The following is a 21,755-nucleotide window of genomic DNA, read 5'->3' as shown; positions in this document are numbered from 1 at the left end:
GCACGGCGACCATCACCGATGATGACGATGCACCTGATACTTTAAACTCTCACGTTGTGGGGATAGAAGATACGACATACATATTTAAGTCGTCAGACTTTAATGTGACAGATCAGGACTCGTCTAATTTAACGATTGTAATTACAAGTGAACCCGCTTCTGGAACTCTTTACTATCTTGACGGGAACTTGTGGGTAGAACTAACAGGGTCGGTTATTGGAGCTGACGGGTATGAAATTACTCAATCAGAAATTGACTCAGGCAAGTTAGTTTTTGTTCCTATTTCGGACGAATCTAGTACGTCAATGTTTGATAACGAAGGAACTTCCGGGAATAATTTAGGTGATTATACCGAATTTAATTTCTATGCATCTGATGGGGTAAATGTCAGTGGCGGTTCGACAATGTCTATTGATATTTCTGCCGTTGCAGACGCTCCGACTTTGACTGTAAATAGCGATAACGTTACAGCGGCAATTGACTTTGATGATACAAATTATTCCGGAAGTTGGGGTAGTGTCAATATCAACCAAGTATTCGGCCCCGGAACTGTAGGAGAGTGGCATAGCAGTAATGGTAACCGTGTCGAAGTTGGTAGAGAGTCAACATATCGTTCTGGTGGTGACTCAACAAATACTGTTTTAGAAATAGAATATAACAACGTTGATGACGTTGTTTATACGGATATCGATGTGGAACAGGGGCAATACTATTCGTTCAGTTTTGATATCAGCGGTCGTGATAATTCAATTTCAAATGGCAATTCCGATCTCAATGTTGTTTGGATCAATATGGATACAGGGCAGGAGACAGTTCTTTATGAATTTAGACCTAATGATGAGGATTGGTTGAGAGATCAAACAGTGGTACTACCGTCAGATGTTGGCGGTAATTATCGTCTATTACTCGTTTCCGCAGATACACAAGCTAGTAGCAGTGTGGGTGCAATTTTAGACAATTTGGAAATTGTTAAAGCTGACTCTCAGGGGTTTGAAGATAGCTTTATAGCTCTGCCTGACTTTGATGCTGCATTGAATGATATCGATAGCTCGGAAGTATTATCGCTATCATTATCTGGTCTTCCAATTGGCACACAGATTACCGATGGTTCGGTTATATTAGTTGTTACTTCAAATGGTGGCGTTGATATATCTGGCCTAGATATGGACAATTTATCCGTAATTGTAGATGTTCCCGGGGTTTATAATTATTCAATAACCGCTACTGCTACTGAAGTTAGTAATTCTGATACAGCATCAACCACTGCAGACTTAGTCCTTACAGTGTTAGAGTTACCACAAAGGCCTGAAGTAGGTACTAGTGCAGTAAGGATTGCCGAAGAGGGCTTATTGGCTGGGTTACAAGACGATATTGGTATTACCAAGGATTCCGATTTAACTAATAACTCGTCATATTCTGGGGTAATTTCATTACAAGATAATAATGGCGATATGTTAGAAGTGAGTTTGGGTGAACCAACAAGCAATATTTATACTAGTAATGGAACCTTAGTAGAGTGGTCTTTGTCGTCAGATGGACAAACTTTAATTGGTAGTGCAAATACTGACGCTAATAATTCAACGCTAAATGAAACCATCATCACTGTTGTAATTGATGACGATGGTAACTATAACGTTGAGCTTAGTTCAGGGCTTCAACATGATGACCCATCAGGTGAAGATATAATGTCATTTGAGATACCAATTAAGGCTTCTGACGGAGCTCTTACAGGTAGCGGCTCAATTTCTATTATTGTTGAAGACGACTCTCCAGAGTCGCAAAGAGTCCACCATGACGTTGTCGCCGAAACTAAATCGGGTGCTAATGTTCAGTTAGTTCTGGATGTTTCAGGCTCGATGAAAGAAGACGCAGGTAACGGAAAATCGAAACTTCAAGTGATGAAAGAGTCAACGATTCAGATGCTTAAGCAATATGAATCACTTGGCGAAACCAGAGTACAGATAGTTGCTTTTTCAGATAACTCTCGCGGTAATCAAAATGTAGCGAACTACACAGATTGGATCTCCGTAACCGCTGCAATTAGTTATGTTAATGGATTGAACGCTGGCGGAGGTACCGACTATGATGATGCTTTATGGATTGCAAACCAAACCTGGGATCAATCAGGTCGCTTGTCAAACGCCAGTAATATTAGCTATTTCTTATCTGATGGCGAACCAACAGGTTCAGATGACGGTAACTCAAATTTAATTAGCCAGGTTGAAGAAGGATGGTGGAAAACTCATCTTGAGCAGCACGATATTACAGCACAATCTTATGGCATCGGTAATAATGCTCCTGCGGAATACCTCAACCCTAGTTCCTATGATGGGCTAACCGATCAGGATACGGAAGCAATTATTGTCCCCGATGTTACACAGTTACCTCCAGTGTTGCTGCAATCGTTGATACAACCGATTGGCGGGAGTTTACTATCAAATAACCAAGGGGCCGATGATGCGGTTGTAAGTCAAATCGTCATTGAAGGTGTGACGTTTAACTATAACGGCAGTAATGTCACTTCGATTGGTTCGAATTCAAGTATTTCTTACACTTTTGATACTGATACAAAGACTCTAACCATCTATATTGATTCTAAGCATAGCTTATTAATTGATCTAGATGATGGCGGTTACCAATTCTTTGGTGCAGCGGATAATAAACCTGTTCAATTAGACTTTTACTACACGGTGACTGACTTAGATGGTGACAGCAGCAACAGCTTGCTATCATTTGAAATCGACGGTGTTAATGTAGTTTCAGATGTGAAGTCTGAAGGTGATATAGTCGATCATGTTCGCTTGAATCATTATGGGCATTCATCTGAAGAGCTGCTTTGGAGCCAAAATCCGGCAGGAAAGGACAATCAAAAAGTCGACGGACATAAAGATGGAATAGTAATTGATGTAGGCGCCGCAGGTGACGATGTATTCCTAGGTGAAGGTGATGACACACTGTATTTGGGCGACAGCCATACTACTCTCGACAATAATGCTAACTCTGCTGCAAGCATCAACGCAGCTAACAATGACATGAAAGCGTTTATGTCTGGTGGAGATCTAGAACATCTTCAAAGCCCTTCAGATGAAAACAGCGCCTTGAATAGTTTACAGTTTAGCAGTGCACATATTGATGTTGGTCATAGTGGCGCAGGTGGCGATCATGTATATGGTCAAGGTGGTGTTGATATTATCTATGGTGCGGCAGGTAATGATGTATTAGATGGTGGCGAAGGCAATGATGGTTTAAGAGGTGGATCTGGAGAGGATCGCTTAACTGGTGGATCTGGAGAAGACATTTTAATCGGTGGTTTGGGTGATGACATCTTAACCGGTGGTGGTGATGACGACATCTTCAAGTTTGTTGACCAAGATACGTCTAACAGCAAGATTGATATTCGCAATGGAGAGCAGGATATAATCACTGATTTCACGAAGGGCGAGGATAAAATTGATATTTCAGACTTATTACATACTGACTCAAACGACACCATAGATAGTTTACTTCAAGCTAATAAGGTAGATCTAACACTTGAAGCCAGTGATAATTTATCAAATGCAGACCTAAAGCTCACAATCAATGATGGTGGCAACAGTCAAGAAGTTATTATTCAAGGTGTTGGTTCCCAGTTCAGTGATTACATTGAAAGTGGGAGTATTACAAACGTTAGTGGTTTATTAAACGATATTATAAATATTCCTGACATAAACAATTAGACAAAAGGGCCGAAAGGCCCTTTTTTAATGCGTCTGTTTTGCTATAAAAGCTAGACTCTAAAGCACTAGAATTAAAGCACCTTACAAGCAAAACCTTTCAGATAGAAACCTTCTGGGTAAGCGGTATCGATCAAGTGATCGGCAGCTTGCTCGAAGCGTTCAACAAACTTCACTGTTCTGCCCGCATCTAGAGCGGCGTCAGCGATGATTTTTTGGAATAGGTCAGCACTCATCAAACCTGAGCAAGAGTAGGTGAGTAGTGTTCCACCAGGCTTAAGGATTTGCATCGCTAGCATGTTAACGTCTTTATAGCCGTTAGCACCTGATGTTAGGTTGTTCTTGCTTGAAACAAACTTTGGTGGATCCATAATAACGACATCAAACTTAGTGCCTTGGTCTCGGTATTCGCGAAGTAGTTTGAATACGTCTGCGTTTAGGAATACAGCACGCTTTTTCGAGATATCAAACTCATTCAGTTCAGCGTTGAACTTAGCCGTATCCAGAGCGAGTTGAGATACGTCTGCGTTGATTACACGCTTTGCGTCGCCTTTAAGTGCGTAAAGGCCAAAACCACCGGTGTATGAGAAACAGTTAAGGACATCTTTGCCTTTAACGTATTTCATAGATTCTTTACGGCTATCACGTTGGTCCATGTAGAAGCCAGTCTTGTGGCCTTCCATGATGTTTACGCTGATTTTCACGCCATTTTCTTCTATGACTACTGACTTAGGTGGCTCTTCGCCATGCAGTACGCCGACAGTTTGCTCTAAACCTTCTTTTTTACGAACCGCTACGTCAGATCGTTCGTAAATATTACATTCAGGGAAGCATTCAACTAACGCTTCAACGATAACGTTTTTGTTGAATTCTGCGCCAGCACTCAGTAGTTGGCAAACTAAGAAGTCTTGGTACTTGTCGATAGTAATACCTGGCAGGCCGTCAGATTCAGCTGCCGTTAAGCGGTATCCTGTTAGGCCATCGCGTTCGATAATATCTTCACGTAATGATTGTGCGTCTTTAAATCTTTTGATGAAAAACGCTTTATTGATTTCTTCTTTTTCAAATGTCCAAACACGAGCGCGAATTTGAGATTCTGGTGAGTAAGCTGCTTTTGCGAGCCACTGACCATTTTGAGCATATACGTCTACAGTTTCACCTTGTTGTGGTTCGCCTTCGACCTTATCGATACCGCGTGAAAATACCCAAGGGTGTTTGCGGCGTAGTGATTTATCTCGGCCTTTAGCTAGATGAATTGAAGGAGTCATAATTTACTCTGTTTGTTGAATTTGAAGGAGGGGTATTGTCGGGGAAGTACAAGGGAAAAGCAAATAAGAAAGGGCTGCAGAAGCAGCCCTAGCAATGATTAATTAACACATAGTGGTTAGATATCAGTATTAAGCTTTAAGACCTGTCAGCAAACCTTCCATCGTATCGCTTTGCTTACGAAGTTGGTCAACATTGGAATTACTCTTACTGATCATTTCACAGATGCTGTCTGATTGATGGCGGATCTCTTCAACACTTTGTGCAATGTTGTCAGCAACAACGCCTTGCTCTTCAGCTGCAGTAGCAATCTGAGTACTGCTATCAGAAATAGACTGGTTCTTTTCAGCTAACGAGCCGATCTCAACGTTCACTTCTGACATCAATGTTTGACCTTCATTTGCGTTGCTCACCGTCACTTCCATTAACTTAGTTAGTGATTGGCTGTTACGTTGTAATGATTCAATCATGCTTTGGATTTCAACGGTTGCTTGCTGTGTTCTTCCAGCAAGAGCTCGGACTTCATCGGCAACAACTGCGAATCCACGACCTTGCTCACCGGCACGTGCAGCTTCGATAGCTGCGTTTAATGCCAGTAGATTTGTTTGCTGTGAAATACCATTAATGGTCGCGACCACTTCATCAATTTGCGCTGCGTTAGCATCAAGCTCTTCTACCGCTTGCGAAGCTGATTGAATTTCTTGAGATAGGCTCGAGATAGATTCCAGTGTATTTGAAACCTTAACTTGACCACTCTGTGCAACACCACGAGCGTCCATAGTTTGAGAGCTAGACTCATGAGCAAGAGTTGCGACTTCGCGAATAGTTGCTGCCATTTGTTCTGTTGCGCTCGCTAGGCTATTCAAATGTTCTTGTTGATTACCCGAGATGTCAGAGCTTTGTTGTGTCGACTGGTTTAAGTCAGAACTGATCTGTTGCATGAGTGCGACAGATTCTTGAATGGAAAGAACCATGTTTTGTTCACGTTCTGCCACTTTATCAATAGTAATTGCGATTTCACTGAACTCATCACGAACGAGGAAGTAGTTCATACGACAGGTGAGATCACCACTCGCTAGTGTGCTTAACGCTTTGTTCATAGAGAACATTGCGCCACCGATGAAAGTCATGATGTAGTAAACACCTAGCGCGATAAGCGTTAGGGTTACTGCGATAATCGAAACCTGAGTCGTGGATAGAGCTGACCATAAGTTTTGGTCATGGTTAGCAACTAAGCTGAATGCACCGTTCATAACTGAGACGGAACCAATACCATAACCTAAAGAGATGGTGCCAGAGTTACTGACAAGCTGAGCCACTTGGTCTTTAGTGAGTTGACCTGCCTCGATTAGCCCTTTCATCAAGAGCATTTCTTCTTGATAAAGATGAGCAAGCAAAGAGTCCGCGGCGCTATCTAAAACAAGAGTCAATATAACCAGGGCGAGAAGAGGTAATAAGAAGAGTAGATAGAACTTTTCTTGGATTTTTAGGTGAATGAGATATTTATCAATCCAACGAAATGGGATTTCTTTCATAATCGTTATACTCGAAGTAAGTCCACCAATAAGCGGTGAATGAATAGAATCGCAACGATACCATTCATGCAATTTATGAGGCAACGTTATGGAAAGTTCACAATATATTTTTGTCGTGTCAGGCGTAGTTCAGTGTGTTGGTTTTCGCTATCACACTAGTAGACAGGCACAAGCTCTGGATATTTCAGGCTATGCAAAGAACCTAAATGATGGTCGAGTTGAAGTGTTAGCTGTCGGAGAGGGTAAGCAAATAGAGAAGTTACACGCGTGGCTTAATATTGGTCCTTCGACAGCAACAGTAAGCCGTGTAGTGATGCACCTAGCTAAAGACAATGAGCTACAAGATGTACGTATAGGGGACTTTAAAATACTGTAGCTAGCGCACTACAGTATTTCCGCTTTACCTTGAGAGTAAAGTAACCTAAAGCTGTTTAAGAGTTACAAGCATTTTGCTGGTTTAGGTAAACCAGCGAGCTTGGTTGCTTGTTTAGCGGGGCCTTTCTTGAATAACTTGAACAGGTACTTACTGTTACCTTTCTCTGGGCCGTGCGCTTTTTCCATCGCTTTAACGAGCATACGAACAGCAGGAGAGGTTTTGAACTCTTCGTAAAAGCTTCTTACAAAATGTACCACTTCTAAGTGCGCATCAGTCAGCTCAATCGCCTCGTCTTGAGCAAGAATCTCAATCATACCTTCTTCCCATTGTGTGTAGTCCAATAGGTAGCCTTGAGCGTCGGTTTCGATTTGCTTGCCATTATATTCAAACATGTATAATCCAGAATCCAATTAACTATGCAGATAGGGTACATGACCAAGTTTACATTTCTCAATAGATATTGTGACTAACTATAGAATTATTGCAGTTATAGATGCAAAAAAGCCCAAGAGCAGGCTCTTGGGCTATATTTTCATCGACAGGTAGATTAGTCGTTGCTGTTCATAACGCCTAAGATACTTAATAGGCTGATGAAGATGTTGTAGATAGAAACATACAAGCTAATCGTTGCTGAGATGTAGTTCGTCTCACCACCGCGGATGATGCTTTGCGTTGTTAGCAAAATAACACCAGTCGAGAATAGGATGAACATACCGCTCATTGCTAAAGACAGTAGAGGCATTTGTAGGAAGATGTTTGCAACCATCCCTACTAGCAGAACAACAAAACCAGCCATTAGCATACCGTTAAGGAATGAAAGGTCACGTTTAGTCGTCAGTGCGTAAGCTGATGCACCCATAAAGGCTAATGCTGTACCACCAAGTGCAGTAAGGATGACATCACCCATGCCTGCGCCAACGTACATGTTTAAGATTGGACCAATGGTGTAGCCTAAGAAACCTGTAAATAGGAATGTGAAGACTAGACCCATGCTGTTGTCACGGTTTTTTTCTGTTAGGAACAGTAGGCCGTAGAAACCAACTAGCATAATGATAAGACCAGGGCGAGGAAGGTTCATCGCCATAGATACGCCTGCTACTACAGCAGACCAAAGTAGTGTCATAGACAGTAGTGCGTAGGTGTTACGCAACACTTTATTGGTTTGCAGAGCACTTTCTTGAGATGCTGTGCGTGAAAACATAGGGCTGTTCATAATCTTCCTCGTAAGGTGACTTCAATAGTTATTAGTACATTTATGGGGCTGAAAGTTCGAAAAATCAAGTCTTTCATTCCTTTTGTATACTTAAAATAATAATCAAAATAGTCGGTTAAGTGTTTCTTAAGGTGTAACAAAATGTTTCCAATGACTTACAAAGAGTCGCTTATACTCGATGTTCAAACTTTTATAGTTACTGGCTAATGATTTATAACCTTTGAAAACTATCTACAATCTTGAAAAATATAGAGGCGACCTAAGCCGCCTCTATAGTTTATGCATCATAACACATTAATGGTGCAAGATTTGGCTCAAGAAGTTCTGCGTTCTGTCCGATTGTGGGTTTTCAAAGAAGTCGACAGGGTTGTTCTCTTCTATGATTTCACCTGCATCCATAAAGATGACGCGGTCTGCGACTTCTTTAGCAAAACCCATCTCGTGCGTTACACACAACATTGTCATGCCTTCTTCGGCCAATTCAACCATTACATCTAATACTTCACGAACCATTTCTGGATCGAGTGCCGATGTTGGTTCATCAAACAGCATAACTTGCGGGTTCATACATAAAGAACGAGCAATTGCTACACGTTGCTGTTGACCACCTGAAAGCTGTCCTGGGAATTTATCCGCTTGCTCTGGTATTTTCACACGCTCGAGGAATTTCATCGCGATGGCTTCGGCTTCCTCTTTCGGCATCTTTTTCACCCAGATTGGTGCTAAGGTGCAGTTTTCTAATACCGTTAGATGAGGGAACAAGTTGAAGTGCTGGAAACACATACCGACATCGCGGCGAACGGCTTCAATGTTCTTCAGGTCTTCTGTCAATTCATTGCCAGAAACGAAGATATGACCTTTTTGGTGTTCTTCTAATCGGTTGATACAGCGAATCATCGTAGATTTACCTGAACCAGAAGGGCCACAAATTACGATTTTCTCGCCTTTTTTAACTTCCAAATTGATGTTTTTAAGAACGTGGAACTCACCGTACCACTTGTTCATGTCTTTTAACTCGATCATAAGACCTTGAGAGTTGTTTTCTGTTTGCTGCGTCATAATACGTCCTTGATCTTGTTAATTATCGTTTGTGACCGGTGTGAAGTTTGTTTTCTAGCCAAATCGAGTATCTCGACATGCCAAAACAAAACACCCAGAACACTAACGCGACAAATACATAACTTTCTGTGGAGAAACCAAGCCATTCAGGGTCGGTATTCGCGGCTTGGCCAATCCCTAGTACATCAAACATACCGATAATCAAAACAAGACTGGTATCTTTGAACAAACCAATGAAGGTGTTCACAATTGAAGGGATTGTGATTTTTAGAGCTTGAGGCAGAATGATAAGCCCTGTTTTTTTCCAGTAGCTTAATCCTAGGGCATCAGCAGCTTCGTATTGACCTTTTGGTATTGCTTGTAAACCACCACGAATTACCTCTGCCATATAAGCAGCACTAAAAAGTACAACCCCGACAAGCGCTCTGATCAGTTTATCGGTTTCCATTCCTTCAGATAAAAAGAGGGGAAGCATTACCGAAGCCATGAATAAAACCGTAATCAGCGGTACGCCACGCCAAATCTCGATGTAAACGGTACACATACTGCGGATAATAGGCATCTCTGAACGACGCCCAAGTGCAAGTGCAACACCAATAGGGAGTGATACTACAATACCAACAAGTGCGATGATCAGTGTAACCAGTAGGCCGCCCCATTTATGTGTATCAACGACCTCTAGTCCAAATATCCCACCGTATAGTAAGCCAGCAATGATAAACGGGTAGATGTTTACGAAGAACAACCAAATCCACGTGCGCTTAGGTGTTTTTTCGTAAGCTAACAAAACGACAAAAATAGCTAACGTTGCGTAGAAAAGGCGAGGGCGCCACAGTTCAGCTTCTGGATAGAAGCCATACATGAATTGGTCCCAGCGAACACTAATGAAAACCCAACATGCCCCATCACTTGTACAGGCATCTCGAGTTGTTCCTATCCAATCAGCATTAATGAATGCCCAATCTGCTATTGCCCACAATAAAGTGAAAGCAAAATAACCAAGCACCACAGTGACGACACTGTTAATTGGTCCATTAAATAGATTTTTTCTTAACCAACCGACAGGTCCAACAGTATTCGCTGGAGGCGGAAGATCAGGTTGAAATTGATGTGTACTCATCTTATCTCTCCACCAACGCTACTTTGCGGTTGTATATGTTCATTAGAGCGGATGTTAATAGGCTTAGAGTCAGGTAGACGCCCATAGTCATCGCGATTACTTCAATAGCTTGTCCTGTTTGGTTCAATGTTGTGCCTGCAAATACAGAGACAAGATCGGGATAACCAATGGCCATCGCAAGTGATGAGTTTTTGGTCAGGTTTAAATACTGACTGGTTAATGGTGGAATGATAATTCTTAATGCTTGCGGAATAATCACCAGCTTAAGGGTTCTTGTTCTTGGGAGGCCCAGAGACATCGCAGCTTCTGTTTGCCCATGGTTTACCGCGTTGATACCTGAACGCACAATCTCAGCGATGAATGCTGCTGTGTAGATACTTAAAGCAAGCATCAATGCAGCAAGTTCAGGGATAATGCTGATACCACCTTTGAAGTTAAACCCTTTTAAAACAGGGTACTCCGCAGAGATAGGCATTCCCATAACAAAGTAAGTTACCAATGGTAAGCCCACAATCAACGCCGCAGCAATTCGCAACATTGGTGTTTGTTGGCCAGTTAGCTTTTGTTTGTTATTAGCCCAGATGTTGATAACAAAAGTAGCGATGACACCAGTAATCAATGATGCGATCACAATGCTACTGCCTTGCTCTAACACTGGTGCAGGGAAGTACAAACCACGTACGTTCAAGAAAATGGCTTCACCAAGGCTCATACTTTGACGAGCAGAAGGTAAGGCTTGTAGAACGGCGAAGTACCAGAAAAAGATTTGTAACAGAAGAGGGATGTTTCGGAATATCTCAATATAGATAGCCGCAAATCGGCTAACCAGCCAGTTTGAAGAAAGTCTTGCGATACCCATACTAAAACCCAGTACCGTGGCTAACATGATGCCGAGTACAGAAACCAAAGCGGTATTGAGAAGACCGATAAAGAAGGTACGACCATATGAGAATGTTTCGTCGTATTCAATCAGTGTTAAGCCGATACCAAAACCAGCTTCTTGGGATAGAAAGTCAAAACCAGTGGCGATACCACGGGAATCTAAGTTAGTGAGTGCATTATTTACGATCGTGTAAAAGAAAGCACAAAGCGCCCCGACGGCGAGAATCTGGAAAACAATTGAACGAAAAGTTGGGTTGTAAAAAAGGTTGGCACTTTTGGGCTGTGGCTTTGCCTGAGCTGGAGAAATAGTTTCATTAGGTTTCATACTGCTATAACCTCAAATCCATTTAATAAATAGGGCGGAAAAGTCCGCCCTAATTGATGCTTGTAAATTTATTAACGGATTGGTGGAGCGTACATAAAGCCGCCCGCATTCCATAGTGCGTTTACGCCACGAGAAATCTGTAGTGGTGAACCTGTACCAACAGTACGTTCGAAGCTCTCACCGTAGTTACCAACTTGTTTAATGACTTGGTAACCCCAATCGTCGCGAATACCTAGGCCTTTACCTTTAGGACCGTCAACACCAAGAATACGCTTAATGTTTGGATCTTTTGACTTAAGCATTTCATCAGCATTCTTAGAAGAGATACCGTACTCTTCTGCGTTAATCATTGCTGAAAGTGTCCATTTAGCAACATTGAACCACTTGTCATCATCTTGACGAACAACAGGGCCTAGAGGCTCTTTAGAGATGATTTCAGGAAGTACCTGTGCAGATTTAGGATCAGCTAGGTTTAGGCGAAGTGCGTATAGACCAGATTGGTCAGTCGTTAGCACATCACAACGACCCGCGTCGAAACCTTTAGATGTTTGTGCTGCCGTATCGAATACCACTGGCTTGTAAGACATGCCGCTGTTACGGAAGTAATCGGCTAGGTTAAGTTCAGTTGTTGTACCTGATTGAACACAGACAGAAGCGCCATCAAGTTCTTGAGCAGTTGTAAGACCGAGTTCTTTCTTAACCATGAAGCCTTGACCATCGTAGTAATTAACGCCTACGAAGTTCAGACCTAGAGCAGTGTCACGATGTAGTGTCCATGTTGTGTTACGAGATAGTACGTCGATTTCGCCAGATTGAAGCGCGGTAAAACGTTCTTTAGCAGTAAGAGGTACATACTTAACTTTAGTTTTGTCACCGAGTACAGCCGCTGCAAGAGCCTGACAATACTCAACATCGATTCCTTCCCATTCACCTTTTGAGTTAGGGTTAGAGAACCCTGGAAGACCGGTACTTACACCACAAGTTAAAAAGCCTTGAGATGTGACTTTGTCCAGAGTGCTTTCTGCCGCTGATGCTGATGTTGCCATCATCGCAGTTGATGCAGCTACTACTGAAGCAAGAAGTGTTAATTTATTTGTCATTTGTATCCTTCCTTGTTAACCAGGTGACACCTGATACTCGTGCTCATTTGAGTTTTTCTGTATGTGTTGCGTTTTTTATGACCTTGTTACTCAAATCAAACTGGTTGCATTTTGCAAATGAAACTGTGTGCGATTTAAACAACTATTTATAAGGTTAGGAAAGGATCCGTACTTTCACAAATGTATAATTTAAAAAGAATTTTGAATGAAATCACAAATCCGAACACAATTAGAATGACCAAATGTTAACTTAATGTAAATAGTGCAGCGGTTCACACTGTTGGTGCAACGAGATTTAGATTTTTATATTGACAATTGACTAGGTTAATATTCTGAATCAGCATCACAATGATGAAACATTAAACTTCAGAAAGATTGAAATTTGGTGAATAAATATTTTTATTGCACTTGGATAGTTATTAATATGCTCCAAATTTGGTAGCATGGCTGAATAGTTATCGAAGTCACCTCAAGGAAGAACATGCGTTATTTCCCAATGTTTTTAGATGTAGAAAATAAGCCGATCTTAGTGGTGGGTGGGGGCGAGGTTGCTTGCCGAAAAGTAGATAGTTTGTTAAGAGCAGGGGCTGATGTCACTTTAGTGTCCCCCAAGGTAGAGCCTTACTTAAAGCAGCTTGTTGATGGTAATAAATTGCATTGGATTCAAAATTTTTATTCTTCACAACTTATCTCGAAAAACTACTTACAAGTGTGGGCAACAACAGACAACCCAAACCTAAATCATCAAGTACATAATGATGCAAAAAAAATGGGTATTCTTGTCAATGTGGTCGATGATTTACCCTATTGTGACTTCATCACTCCCTCAATGATAAATCGCGGAAGAATCCAAATTGCGATCTCAAGTGGGGGCGCATCGCCTGTTTTGGTGAGAAATATCAGGGAAAAACTCGAAACTGTATTGCCACAAAACATTGGTTTGATTGCGGACTTTGGTGCATCAAAACGCAATTCGATTAAAGAGTCCTTTTCTACGGTTGATGAACGCCGAAAATTCTGGGAGCGTTTTTTGTCATCCAGTTTTATTGAGCAGGTTTCAGACAGAGAACAGCTAGAGTCATACTACCAACAAGCGTTGACTGAAGGTATTGATAGCGAAGGGCAGGTAACTTGGATCGAATTTGAGCAAGACGTTGAGCTATTGGCTATGAAAGCCCTACGTTTGATGCAAGAAGCAGAGTTAGTGCTTTCACCGAGCGATTGTCCATTTGAATTTGTTGACCTGTGCCGCCGAGACGCAGAAAGAGAAGGTTATGCTGACAGTGGAGAGTTGTCGACTAAGCTTGAGCAAGCGAGAGCCGAGAAATTGCGAGTGTGTGTCTTTATTCCAGCAGCGAGTGTTGAGTTCAATTTATTGGCCGGCAAAGACCTTAAACTGTCTGTTGCCAAAATGCTCAGTTGATAGTTGATAGTTCATAGATTTTAGTTGAAGTGAGCGCTTTCTAGTTGTTTGAAATTGGCTAGACACCCTGACAAAATTGACCAGATAAATAAAAAGCCACTTCCCAAAAGAAGTGGCTTTTTGCTATTGCGAACACGACATTGTGCTGATGAATGAGCAACCAAATATGCGGTCGCTCAAACTCAAAAATTAGTCGCGGAAGTTATCAAATTGGAAAGGTTGACCAAGTTCACCGCTACGAACTAGAGCCATAACAGCTTGTAGATCATCGCGCTTCTTACCTGTTACGCGAACTTTTTCGCCTTGGATAGCAACTTGAACTTTCACTTTGTTGTCTTTGATTAACTTAACGATTTTCTTAGCAACATCCGCTTCGATACCTTGCTTAAAAACAACCGTTTGGTGCCAAGTACGACCTGTTTGATCCGTCGATTTCGCCTCCATCGCGTTAGGATCAACATTACGCTTTGTTAGGTTGCTGCGAAGGATGTCGCGCATCTGCTTCAGTTGGAAATCGTCTTGAGCTGTCAGTTTTACTGATTCATCTTTGTAATCAAAGCTAGCGTCTACACCGCGGAAATCGAAACGAGTCGAAAGCTCACGGTTAGCGTTATCTACAGCGTTGCGCAGTTCTACCGCTTCTACTTCAGAGATAATGTCAAATGATGGCATTGTTTTGTGTCCTTAAGCTAAATTTCTATCTTTAATTGCCGTTGCAAGCATGTCTAGCATTGTTGCAGTATCTTCCCAGCTCAGGCATGGGTCAGTGATAGACTTGCCGTATTCTAGGTTATTGATGTCTGTCATTGGCTGGTTGCCTTCAACAATGAAGCTTTCCGCCATGATGCCTGCAATTTGATTTTTGTTAGATTTGATCTGTTCACAAATGTCTTGTGCAACATCTAACTGCTTACGGTGTTGTTTTTGACAGTTAGCGTGACTAAAGTCTACAACCAAACGTTGAGGTAGATCGACTTCAGCCAGTTGCTTACATGCGTTAGCTACAGATTCAGCATCGAAGTTCGGGCCTTTATCACCACCACGCAAAATTACGTGGCCGTATGGGTTACCAGAAGTACGGTAAACCGTCATGCGACCATTCTTATCTGGAGAGTAGAAGTAGTGTGAAGCATGTGCAGCACGAATCGCATCAATAGCAATTTTGATGTTACCGTTAGTGGCATTCTTGAAGCCTACAGGGCAAGAAAGCGCAGAAGCCATTTCACGGTGAATCTGAGATTCAGTCGTACGAGCGCCAATCGCGCCCCAAGTGATAAGGTCTGCAATGTACTGACCGGTGATCATATCAAGGAACTCGGTCGCAGTAGCAAGACCAAGCTTATTAATATCGAGCAGAAGCTTACGAGCTTTGTTTAGACCCGTTTCAAGTGCGTATGAACCATCAAGATTAGGATCGGTAATCAAACCTTTCCAACCTACAACAGTACGAGGTTTCTCGAAGTAGGTTCTCATTACAACGAACAGTTCATCTTTGTACTGGTCTTGAATCTGACTTAGACGCTCAGCGTAATCAAGTGCCGCTTCTGTATCGTGAACAGAGCAAGGACCTACGATAACCAATAGGCGGTTATCACGACCCGTTAGAATATCTTCGATTTGGCGGCGAGAATTTTTAATGCGCTCAGCAACGTCGTCAGTAATAGGATGTGCATTGCCTAGTTCGGCAGGAGTTGGCATAGGACCCAGAGCTTGGGTTCTCAACTCATCAGTTTTTAATGGCATGTGATGGCTTTTTTATTCTATTGCGAAGTGGTTAAGATAACGGAATTGAACAGAGGAATAAACTCTCTTAAGTCAAAGTTATCTCTGTTATTGCTAATATTCTTGTTTTTATCAGCAGGCCAGCGTCAAATAAGGGATTTTCACTTGTATTAACAGGCAGCTATCGGTATTTTCGTTTGAACACAACATAAAAATGCTGGAGCAGCAATGACTCAAGAAAATCAAAGCACTTTGCACCCAGAACTAGTCTTAGGTGATGTGCTGCCTTCTTACAACGATAATAATAATTCTAACCACTTATACGTTTCATTATCTGAATTGGTTATGGATCGTATCTTCTATCACCCAAGTATTGAAAGTCACTTAGATACACTGACTGATATCGAAAAAACCTCTTTAGATGCGATCCTTGGCGATAAAACAGTCGATGAGCATTTTGTTTCGACCTTAGTGATTGCCATTCAAGCTGCCGTTCAGCCAAATCATACTTCTGTTCGTATCGCGTTAAGTAGTGCTGACAGCTATGGCTTCCGCTCGCTACTTGGTGGTAGCTGTGAAGCCGAAGAGACAAACCCAGCACTAGGTGTTCGTGGGGTTGCTCGTTATGCAACATCAGAGTACAGCAAAGCATTCGCTTTAGAGTGTCAGGTAATTAAAGCGTTGCGAGAGCAGGGTATTAACGTTGAAGTGGTTGTACCGTATGTACGAGCATTAAGCGATGCCGCTAAGATTATTGATTTGCTTGCAGAGCAAGGCTTACCGCGAGGTCTTAATGGTTTGAAAGTACTGTTCTCGTGCGATGTGCCGTCTGCAGTGCTTTTGAGCGAACGTTTACTGCATTACTTTGATGGTGTTGTGGTGAACGTTGATAGCTTAGCGTCTTTCACTTTAGGTGTAGACAAGCACAATGAAGCTCAGCAACACGCTTTTGATCCACAAAACGAGGCGGTTATTACCTTGTTGAGTATGATTGTTAAAGCAACGCTGAACGCGAAGAAGCCCGTCCTGCTTGTGACTCAAGGCTTGGTGGACTACCCGCGTCTACAAGGCTTCATCGCTGATCTTGACGGTGTAGAGACAGTTGTTACTGCATAGACCAGCTTATTGTCTAAATAAATCAACTTGCTGTATGAGTTTATTTAAAGCAATAAAGCTTTGAGAATGAAAGAGATATCATTATGCGATGATATCTCTTTTTTGTAACATTTTTTTGACATGTTGAGCGCTAATCGATTAACTGGTCTGATGACTTATTTGACTAGGTAACTCGAATGTTGACCCCTCTACAAAAAGCAAATTTCTATTTGAGCATGTTTGGCTTTTTCAAAGTGCCTCTAATCTGGCTATGCCGACCAAAATTACTCGCTCTGGATAATCAACATGTTGAAGTGAAAATTCCTCTCAAAAGGCGAACTAAGAACCACCTCAATAGTATGTATTTTGGTGTATTAGCAGTAGGTGCGGATGTGGCGGGTGGCTTTCTTGCAATGAGTAAATCTCAGCAGCAAGGCGAAAAGATCTCGTTGGCATTTAAAGAGGTGACGGGCAACTTCTTAAAACGGCCAGAAGGTGACGTACACTTCACTTGTAACGATGGTGAACTGATCAACACTATGCTGGCTGAAACTATGTCTACTGGCGAGCGTGTGAATCAACCCGTGACCATTATCGCGACTTGTCCGTCTTTGCATGGAGACGAGCCAATGGCTGAGTTCACGTTAACGCTTTCGATTAAAAAAGTTCCTTCCAAAAAATAGCTCGGAAGTACATGGCTGGTCTGAACCTGACAGTTCAGCAGAAGATAATCGTCGAACAAGTGGAAGAGCGGTATGTGAATGGAGTATTCACATACCGTAGCAACGCTAGGATTCTTGAGTGATTTGCTCGATATCAACGATCTTTGAACGGTTCATTACGATTTTCCAACGGTAATACGTCGGTTCAGTATCGTGATTGTTTTCTTTAATGATCAGGTTGAGTAGATGACGCTTTTCTACAGATTCACGACTAACTTGCCCTTCCTTTAGGCGATATACGTTATTTGACCCTTTGTCCATTAAGCGTGTCAGTGCTCTTAGGCTGATCGATAGCGTTTCACGCGTCTCTTCGTAACCACTCATGAATGTTGACGTCGACATCTCGGTATGTGAACGATAATGCAAAACTTGCTCTTCACGTTGAACGACACGTTTCTTGCGTATTGATTGAATACGGTCAGCTAACTTGGAAAAGTTCGCATAGTCCAACCATTCAAGCTTGTGGCCGACAGATTTATTGGTTGTTGGGTCAAAGTAGCGACGCTTCCACTTGGGTTTGCCTTTACGAAGCCAACGCCAAAGGATGTCTCTCAAGTCATCTTTAAATATTTCACGCAGTGCGTAGATAAATGACATGGAGACGATGAAAGAAGCGGTAATCTCTCCTAGAAAATCACGAGCCAATATGACGGTTGTTGTCACGACCACCATGACTAAGCCTGTCGCAATACCTTTAACGGCACGCTTCACGTTTTTACCCATGGAGGTGGTCTTCTCCTTGAGCACGATAGGGTGCTCTATCAAACGTCGCAATAGACGCATCTTGTTACTCAAACGGGTGACGTCTTCACGCACCTTAGCAGAGTTGTAGCGATTAAGTTTACGATGGGCCGTCTCTTTGTCACAAAGTGTCAATAGTCGCTCTTTTATCGTCGAGTATTCACTGCCACGCGGCATATGTGAGACCAGCGATAAGAATTTTTGTTCTGTGTACCAAGAAAGGTAGTTATCAATGTTTGCGTAGTAGCGTTTGAGATTTTCTTCATAAGGAATACTTCGGCGAAGCTTCTTCAAGATGTCTAACGCTAGCTCAATGACTTCATCAACTTCATCAGCTGTTATGTCGTCACTATCAGTCTTATTTAAACTGCTCACAGCTTTATCTAAAGCAATAACATATTGATATGCGAACAAACTCAAACTGACACGATATTGTGTCGTCGATAAGCGCCCACGTTTTGCTAAGCGACTGTGAACCAAAGGCAACAGCGTTTTGTCACTGTAGTAGGCGCGCTTTTGAGTAATTGAGCTGTAGAAAAAGGCACTTTCAGAAAGTACTTCGGGAGTGAGTCCGAGTTCACCGGGGATGAATAGATAAACGTCCATGTCGAGCTTTTTGGTCTTCGCCATCGCATGGTTAATTTTAAGTGTTATCGCATCTTGTTTATCAACGGTGATCAACGATGTCTCCTAGAATGTAAAAATATGAATGAAACTAGCGAAAGCATATCAGAGATCACGTATAATCACCGCCAAATTTAAAGTAGAGACAATCTTGATGATTAATATTGGTCAAATAAACAACTTAGAAGTAGTAAAGCAAGCCGACTTCGGTGTATTCCTTGACGCTGCCGACTATGGAACCGTGTTGCTGCCAAAACGATTTACTCCTGAAGGTGTTGAAATTGGTCAAAAACTGGATGTTTTCTTATACATTGATTCTGATAACCAGATTGCTGCAACGACTGAAAAACCAATTGCTCAAGTGGGGCAGTTTGGCTTGATGACGGTTGAAGGCGTAAACAGCACCGGTGCATTCATGAGTTGGGGCGTGAAAGGTAAAGATCTTCTTGTTCCTTTCAGCGAGCAACGTGGCCGTTTAAACGAAGGTCAGTCAATCTTAGTATATGTGTATATTGACAAAGCATCTAGCCGCATTGTAGGTACAACAAAGTTCAACAAATGGTTAGACAATACGCCTGCGACTTATAAGCAAAACGAGCAAGTGGATCTCATTATCGCTGAGCGCAGCCAATTAGGTTATAAAGCGATCGTGAACGGTGAGCATTGGGGCATGATTTTCCCATCAGACATCATCGGTAAGCTGTTCATCGGTAAAGCGTTAAAAGGCTACATTAAAAACGTTCGTGAAGAAGACGGTAAGATTGACTTGTCTCTTCAGAAGATTGGTGTGGCTAAAATGGATGACTTAAGCACTAAGGTTCTCGATCTGCTTGAGAAGAAAGGTGGTTACTTACCTTTGAATGATAAGTCTTCCCCGGAAGTTATTTTCTCTGCATTCAGAACCAGCAAAGGTACGTTCAAGAAGACAATTGGTGGTTTGTACAAGTCTGGCAAGATCACTATCGACAAAGAAGGCATCAGCCTAGTTAAATAAGCGAGCTTGTCGGTCAAAAAAAAGCCCAAACCTTCCTGTTTGGGCTTAGGGGAAAGGGCTCCGAAGAGCCTACGCTAATCGTTTTAATTTTTTAACTATTAGACTGAAGTCTAGTTTAAATTCCCTATTAAGCGATTTTTGTAATTGGAAATAGTGACTTGAATTGATATTTGTGTAATTAAGTGTTGATTTTTCAGTGCTTCCCTTGAAATGAACTAGCCGACAAGAATAGAAAAAGCCCAAACAATGAATGTTGTTTGGGCTTTTTGTTTTTATCAGTACAGTGAGAGCTTTAATCGAACGACTAGAAAAGGTTTTTGTCGCGTACTAGCTCTCTTGGTAAGCCATTTTTCACTCGGTTACCTACCCATTTACCAAGGCCGATGATTGCACCGTTGTATTTCACTAGCACTTCGCCTTTGCCTGACAAGCCTTCTGGGCGAACGTCTCGACCCATGAACCATTCTCGAGCATCTTCGATGCTGAGGTCTACAATATTAGCCTCACGACCTGTCGCGAGCGTTGTCGCGACTTGGTGTTGCCAGCGGTAACCTTTTTTATGGGTTTCAGCGATCTTGATGCCCATGCGAGAGAAACGGAATTCGCCAATCATCGGCTCTAGTGCTTCAGGGAATAGCCAAACGTCTTTGTCACGAATCCAAACTTGAGCATCGCTTGGCAGTTCAATATCGAGAGCACTAAGCAGATGTTCAGCGACTTCTTGCTGAGCTTTCTTTGACGCTTTTTCAAATGGGAATTTCCCCATTCGTTTTTTAACTTCTGGTGGAGTCACAGACGCTAGTTTACGGATACGGGCAACAAAGAAACCTTCAGAGTCATACACCTGAGGGAAGATGTGAAGAAAGCCTTCTTCAGTCGTCGTTGCTTTTGCGTTGTCGAACAGTGATTCAAGAGATTCAAACTCAACCGCATCACCAAAGGTTTCTTTTAGGTGATGGCACACTTGTTGGTTCTCTTCCGTGCTTAACGTACATGTTGAGTAAACCAAAACACCATTAGGCTTAAGAGCATGGAATGCACTTTCAATCAGGTCTTTTTGCGTGTCGGCAATATCGACTACAGATTGATACGTCCAGTTCTTCATCGCATCAGCGTCTTTACGAATGGTACCTTCGCCAGAGCAGGGTGCATCCAGCAAGACAGCATCAAACTGTTCTGGCAACCAACCACCGAAAACTCGACCATCGAAGTTACTGAGTGCGGCATTACGAACGCCACAACGTTCGATGTTGGCGTGAAGTACTTTCACACGGCTTGCAGCGTATTCATTGGCAACCAACACGCCGCGATTATTCATTAGCGCAGCGATTTGTGTTGTTTTAGAACCGGGTGCAGCAGCAGTATCTAGCACGGCTTGGTAATCAGCTTCGCCTTGGAAAAGTGCCGAAGGTGGCATCATAGAACTGGCTTCTTGGATGTAGAAAAGACCAGACATGTGTTCTGCCGTATTACCTAGAGGCGCTTCACTTTCATCGGCTGTAATCCAAAAACCTGTTTCACACCAAGGTACAGGTTCCAGTTCCCAGCCTTTCTCTTTTGCTCGTACTAGGAAGTCTTCCACACTGATTTTTAGTGTGTTGACTCGAATACTTTTACGAAGTGGTTTTTGGCATGAGGCAACAAAAGAAGCCATATCTAGGTGACTAGGCATGATCGCTTCGATGTGCGTTAGGAATTCTTCAGGAATATATACGTTAGCGTGCAAAAGAGTATCTCGAATTATTGCATTAATGCGGGGAGTTTAAAGCAAAATGAGGTCGTCCTAAACCATATTTACGGCAAACAACAAAAATGCAGCCGAATGGCTGCATTTTGATGAAGAAT

General features: G+C 42.3%; 18 protein-coding genes. 6 read left to right on the top strand and 12 right to left on the bottom strand.

Annotation, left to right across the window (positions count from 1 at the left end; translation table 11 throughout):
* Positions 1 to 56: 56 nt before the first annotated feature.
* Positions 57 to 3,716, top strand: a complete 3,660-nt coding sequence (locus tag BCU75_RS20715; RefSeq protein ID WP_206747132.1) for a VWA domain-containing protein — start codon at positions 57 to 59, stop codon at positions 3,714 to 3,716.
* Positions 3,717 to 3,787: 71 nt separating this feature from the next.
* Here BCU75_RS20715 and BCU75_RS20710 read toward each other — a convergent pair whose 3' ends face one another.
* Together BCU75_RS20710 and BCU75_RS20705 are read right to left on the bottom strand one after the other, a co-directional pair.
* Positions 3,788 to 4,981, bottom strand: coding sequence for a class I SAM-dependent methyltransferase (locus BCU75_RS20710; protein ID WP_102474942.1), 1,194 nt, complete (start codon positions 4,979 to 4,981; stop codon positions 3,788 to 3,790).
* A gap of 129 nt (positions 4,982 to 5,110) precedes the next feature.
* Entirely contained in the window at positions 5,111 to 6,514 is a 1,404-nt protein-coding gene (locus BCU75_RS20705; protein ID WP_102474941.1) for a methyl-accepting chemotaxis protein, read from the bottom strand.
* A gap of 88 nt (positions 6,515 to 6,602) precedes the next feature.
* On the opposite strand from BCU75_RS20705, the gene yccX reads away from it, so the two are divergent.
* On the top strand, positions 6,603 to 6,890 hold the full coding sequence (gene yccX, locus BCU75_RS20700; RefSeq protein WP_076678164.1) for an acylphosphatase: 288 nt from the start codon (positions 6,603 to 6,605) through the stop codon (positions 6,888 to 6,890).
* A gap of 62 nt (positions 6,891 to 6,952) precedes the next feature.
* On the opposite strand, the gene BCU75_RS20695 is transcribed toward yccX, so the two are convergent.
* The 6 genes from BCU75_RS20695 to BCU75_RS20670 form a co-directional block, all read right to left on the bottom strand.
* The gene (locus BCU75_RS20695) at positions 6,953 to 7,282 is read right to left on the bottom strand and encodes a TusE/DsrC/DsvC family sulfur relay protein (RefSeq protein WP_004733621.1); all 330 of its coding nucleotides are present in this window, start codon (positions 7,280 to 7,282) and stop codon (positions 6,953 to 6,955) included.
* Positions 7,283 to 7,437: 155 nt separating this feature from the next.
* A complete protein-coding gene (locus BCU75_RS20690; RefSeq protein WP_076678165.1) occupies positions 7,438 to 8,103 on the bottom strand; it encodes a Bax inhibitor-1/YccA family protein in 666 nt (221 codons plus the stop codon).
* Between the two features lie 294 nt (positions 8,104 to 8,397).
* Positions 8,398 to 9,162, bottom strand: coding sequence for an amino acid ABC transporter ATP-binding protein (locus BCU75_RS20685; RefSeq protein ID WP_009846639.1), 765 nt, complete (start codon positions 9,160 to 9,162; stop codon positions 8,398 to 8,400).
* Between the two features lie 22 nt (positions 9,163 to 9,184).
* Positions 9,185 to 10,282, bottom strand: coding sequence for an amino acid ABC transporter permease (locus BCU75_RS20680; RefSeq protein ID WP_076678166.1), 1,098 nt, complete (start codon positions 10,280 to 10,282; stop codon positions 9,185 to 9,187).
* A gap of 1 nt (position 10,283) precedes the next feature.
* The gene (locus tag BCU75_RS20675) at positions 10,284 to 11,489 is read right to left on the bottom strand and encodes an amino acid ABC transporter permease (protein WP_004733635.1); all 1,206 of its coding nucleotides are present in this window, start codon (positions 11,487 to 11,489) and stop codon (positions 10,284 to 10,286) included.
* A 71-nt stretch (positions 11,490 to 11,560) separates the two neighbouring features.
* A complete protein-coding gene (locus tag BCU75_RS20670) occupies positions 11,561 to 12,589 on the bottom strand; it encodes an amino acid ABC transporter substrate-binding protein (RefSeq protein WP_102474940.1) in 1,029 nt (342 codons plus the stop codon).
* Positions 12,590 to 13,070: 481 nt separating this feature from the next.
* On the opposite strand from BCU75_RS20670, the gene BCU75_RS20665 reads away from it, so the two are divergent.
* Complete coding sequence (locus BCU75_RS20665; RefSeq protein WP_102474939.1) at positions 13,071 to 14,012, top strand: precorrin-2 dehydrogenase/sirohydrochlorin ferrochelatase family protein; 942 nt, start codon at positions 13,071 to 13,073, stop codon at positions 14,010 to 14,012.
* 189 nt (positions 14,013 to 14,201) lie between these two features.
* Here the strand turns inward: BCU75_RS20665 and BCU75_RS20660 are convergent, their stop codons facing one another.
* A complete protein-coding gene (locus BCU75_RS20660; RefSeq protein ID WP_076678169.1) occupies positions 14,202 to 14,684 on the bottom strand; it encodes a YajQ family cyclic di-GMP-binding protein in 483 nt (160 codons plus the stop codon).
* Between the two features lie 12 nt (positions 14,685 to 14,696).
* Positions 14,697 to 15,755, bottom strand: coding sequence for a 3-deoxy-7-phosphoheptulonate synthase (locus BCU75_RS20655; protein ID WP_076678170.1), 1,059 nt, complete (start codon positions 15,753 to 15,755; stop codon positions 14,697 to 14,699).
* A gap of 207 nt (positions 15,756 to 15,962) precedes the next feature.
* Between BCU75_RS20655 and BCU75_RS20650 the strand changes: the two genes are divergently transcribed.
* Both BCU75_RS20650 and BCU75_RS20645 read left to right on the top strand, forming a co-directional pair.
* Positions 15,963 to 16,850 carry a putative PEP-binding protein gene (locus tag BCU75_RS20650; protein WP_102474938.1) on the top strand — a complete coding sequence of 296 codons (888 nt, stop codon included), beginning with the start codon at positions 15,963 to 15,965 and terminating at the stop codon, positions 16,848 to 16,850.
* Positions 16,851 to 17,026: 176 nt separating this feature from the next.
* On the top strand, positions 17,027 to 17,512 hold the full coding sequence (locus tag BCU75_RS20645; protein ID WP_076678172.1) for a PaaI family thioesterase: 486 nt from the start codon (positions 17,027 to 17,029) through the stop codon (positions 17,510 to 17,512).
* A gap of 105 nt (positions 17,513 to 17,617) precedes the next feature.
* Here BCU75_RS20645 and BCU75_RS20640 read toward each other — a convergent pair whose 3' ends face one another.
* The gene (locus BCU75_RS20640) at positions 17,618 to 18,973 is read right to left on the bottom strand and encodes a hypothetical protein (protein ID WP_102474937.1); all 1,356 of its coding nucleotides are present in this window, start codon (positions 18,971 to 18,973) and stop codon (positions 17,618 to 17,620) included.
* Between the two features lie 28 nt (positions 18,974 to 19,001).
* Between BCU75_RS20640 and BCU75_RS20635 the strand changes: the two genes are divergently transcribed.
* The gene (locus BCU75_RS20635; RefSeq protein WP_198593442.1) at positions 19,002 to 19,910 is read left to right on the top strand and encodes a CvfB family protein; all 909 of its coding nucleotides are present in this window, start codon (positions 19,002 to 19,004) and stop codon (positions 19,908 to 19,910) included.
* Between the two features lie 304 nt (positions 19,911 to 20,214).
* Here the strand turns inward: BCU75_RS20635 and rsmF are convergent, their stop codons facing one another.
* Positions 20,215 to 21,636 (bottom strand): 16S rRNA (cytosine(1407)-C(5))-methyltransferase RsmF, encoded by a 1,422-nt coding sequence (gene rsmF / locus BCU75_RS20630; protein WP_076678174.1) that lies wholly within the window; start codon positions 21,634 to 21,636, stop codon positions 20,215 to 20,217.
* Between the last annotated feature and the right edge of the window lie 119 nt (positions 21,637 to 21,755).

The organism is Vibrio splendidus, assembly GCF_002873455.1.
GTDB classification, from domain to species: Bacteria; Pseudomonadota; Gammaproteobacteria; order Enterobacterales; family Vibrionaceae; genus Vibrio; species Vibrio splendidus_J.
This window is presented reverse-complemented; position numbering and strand designations above follow the sequence as displayed.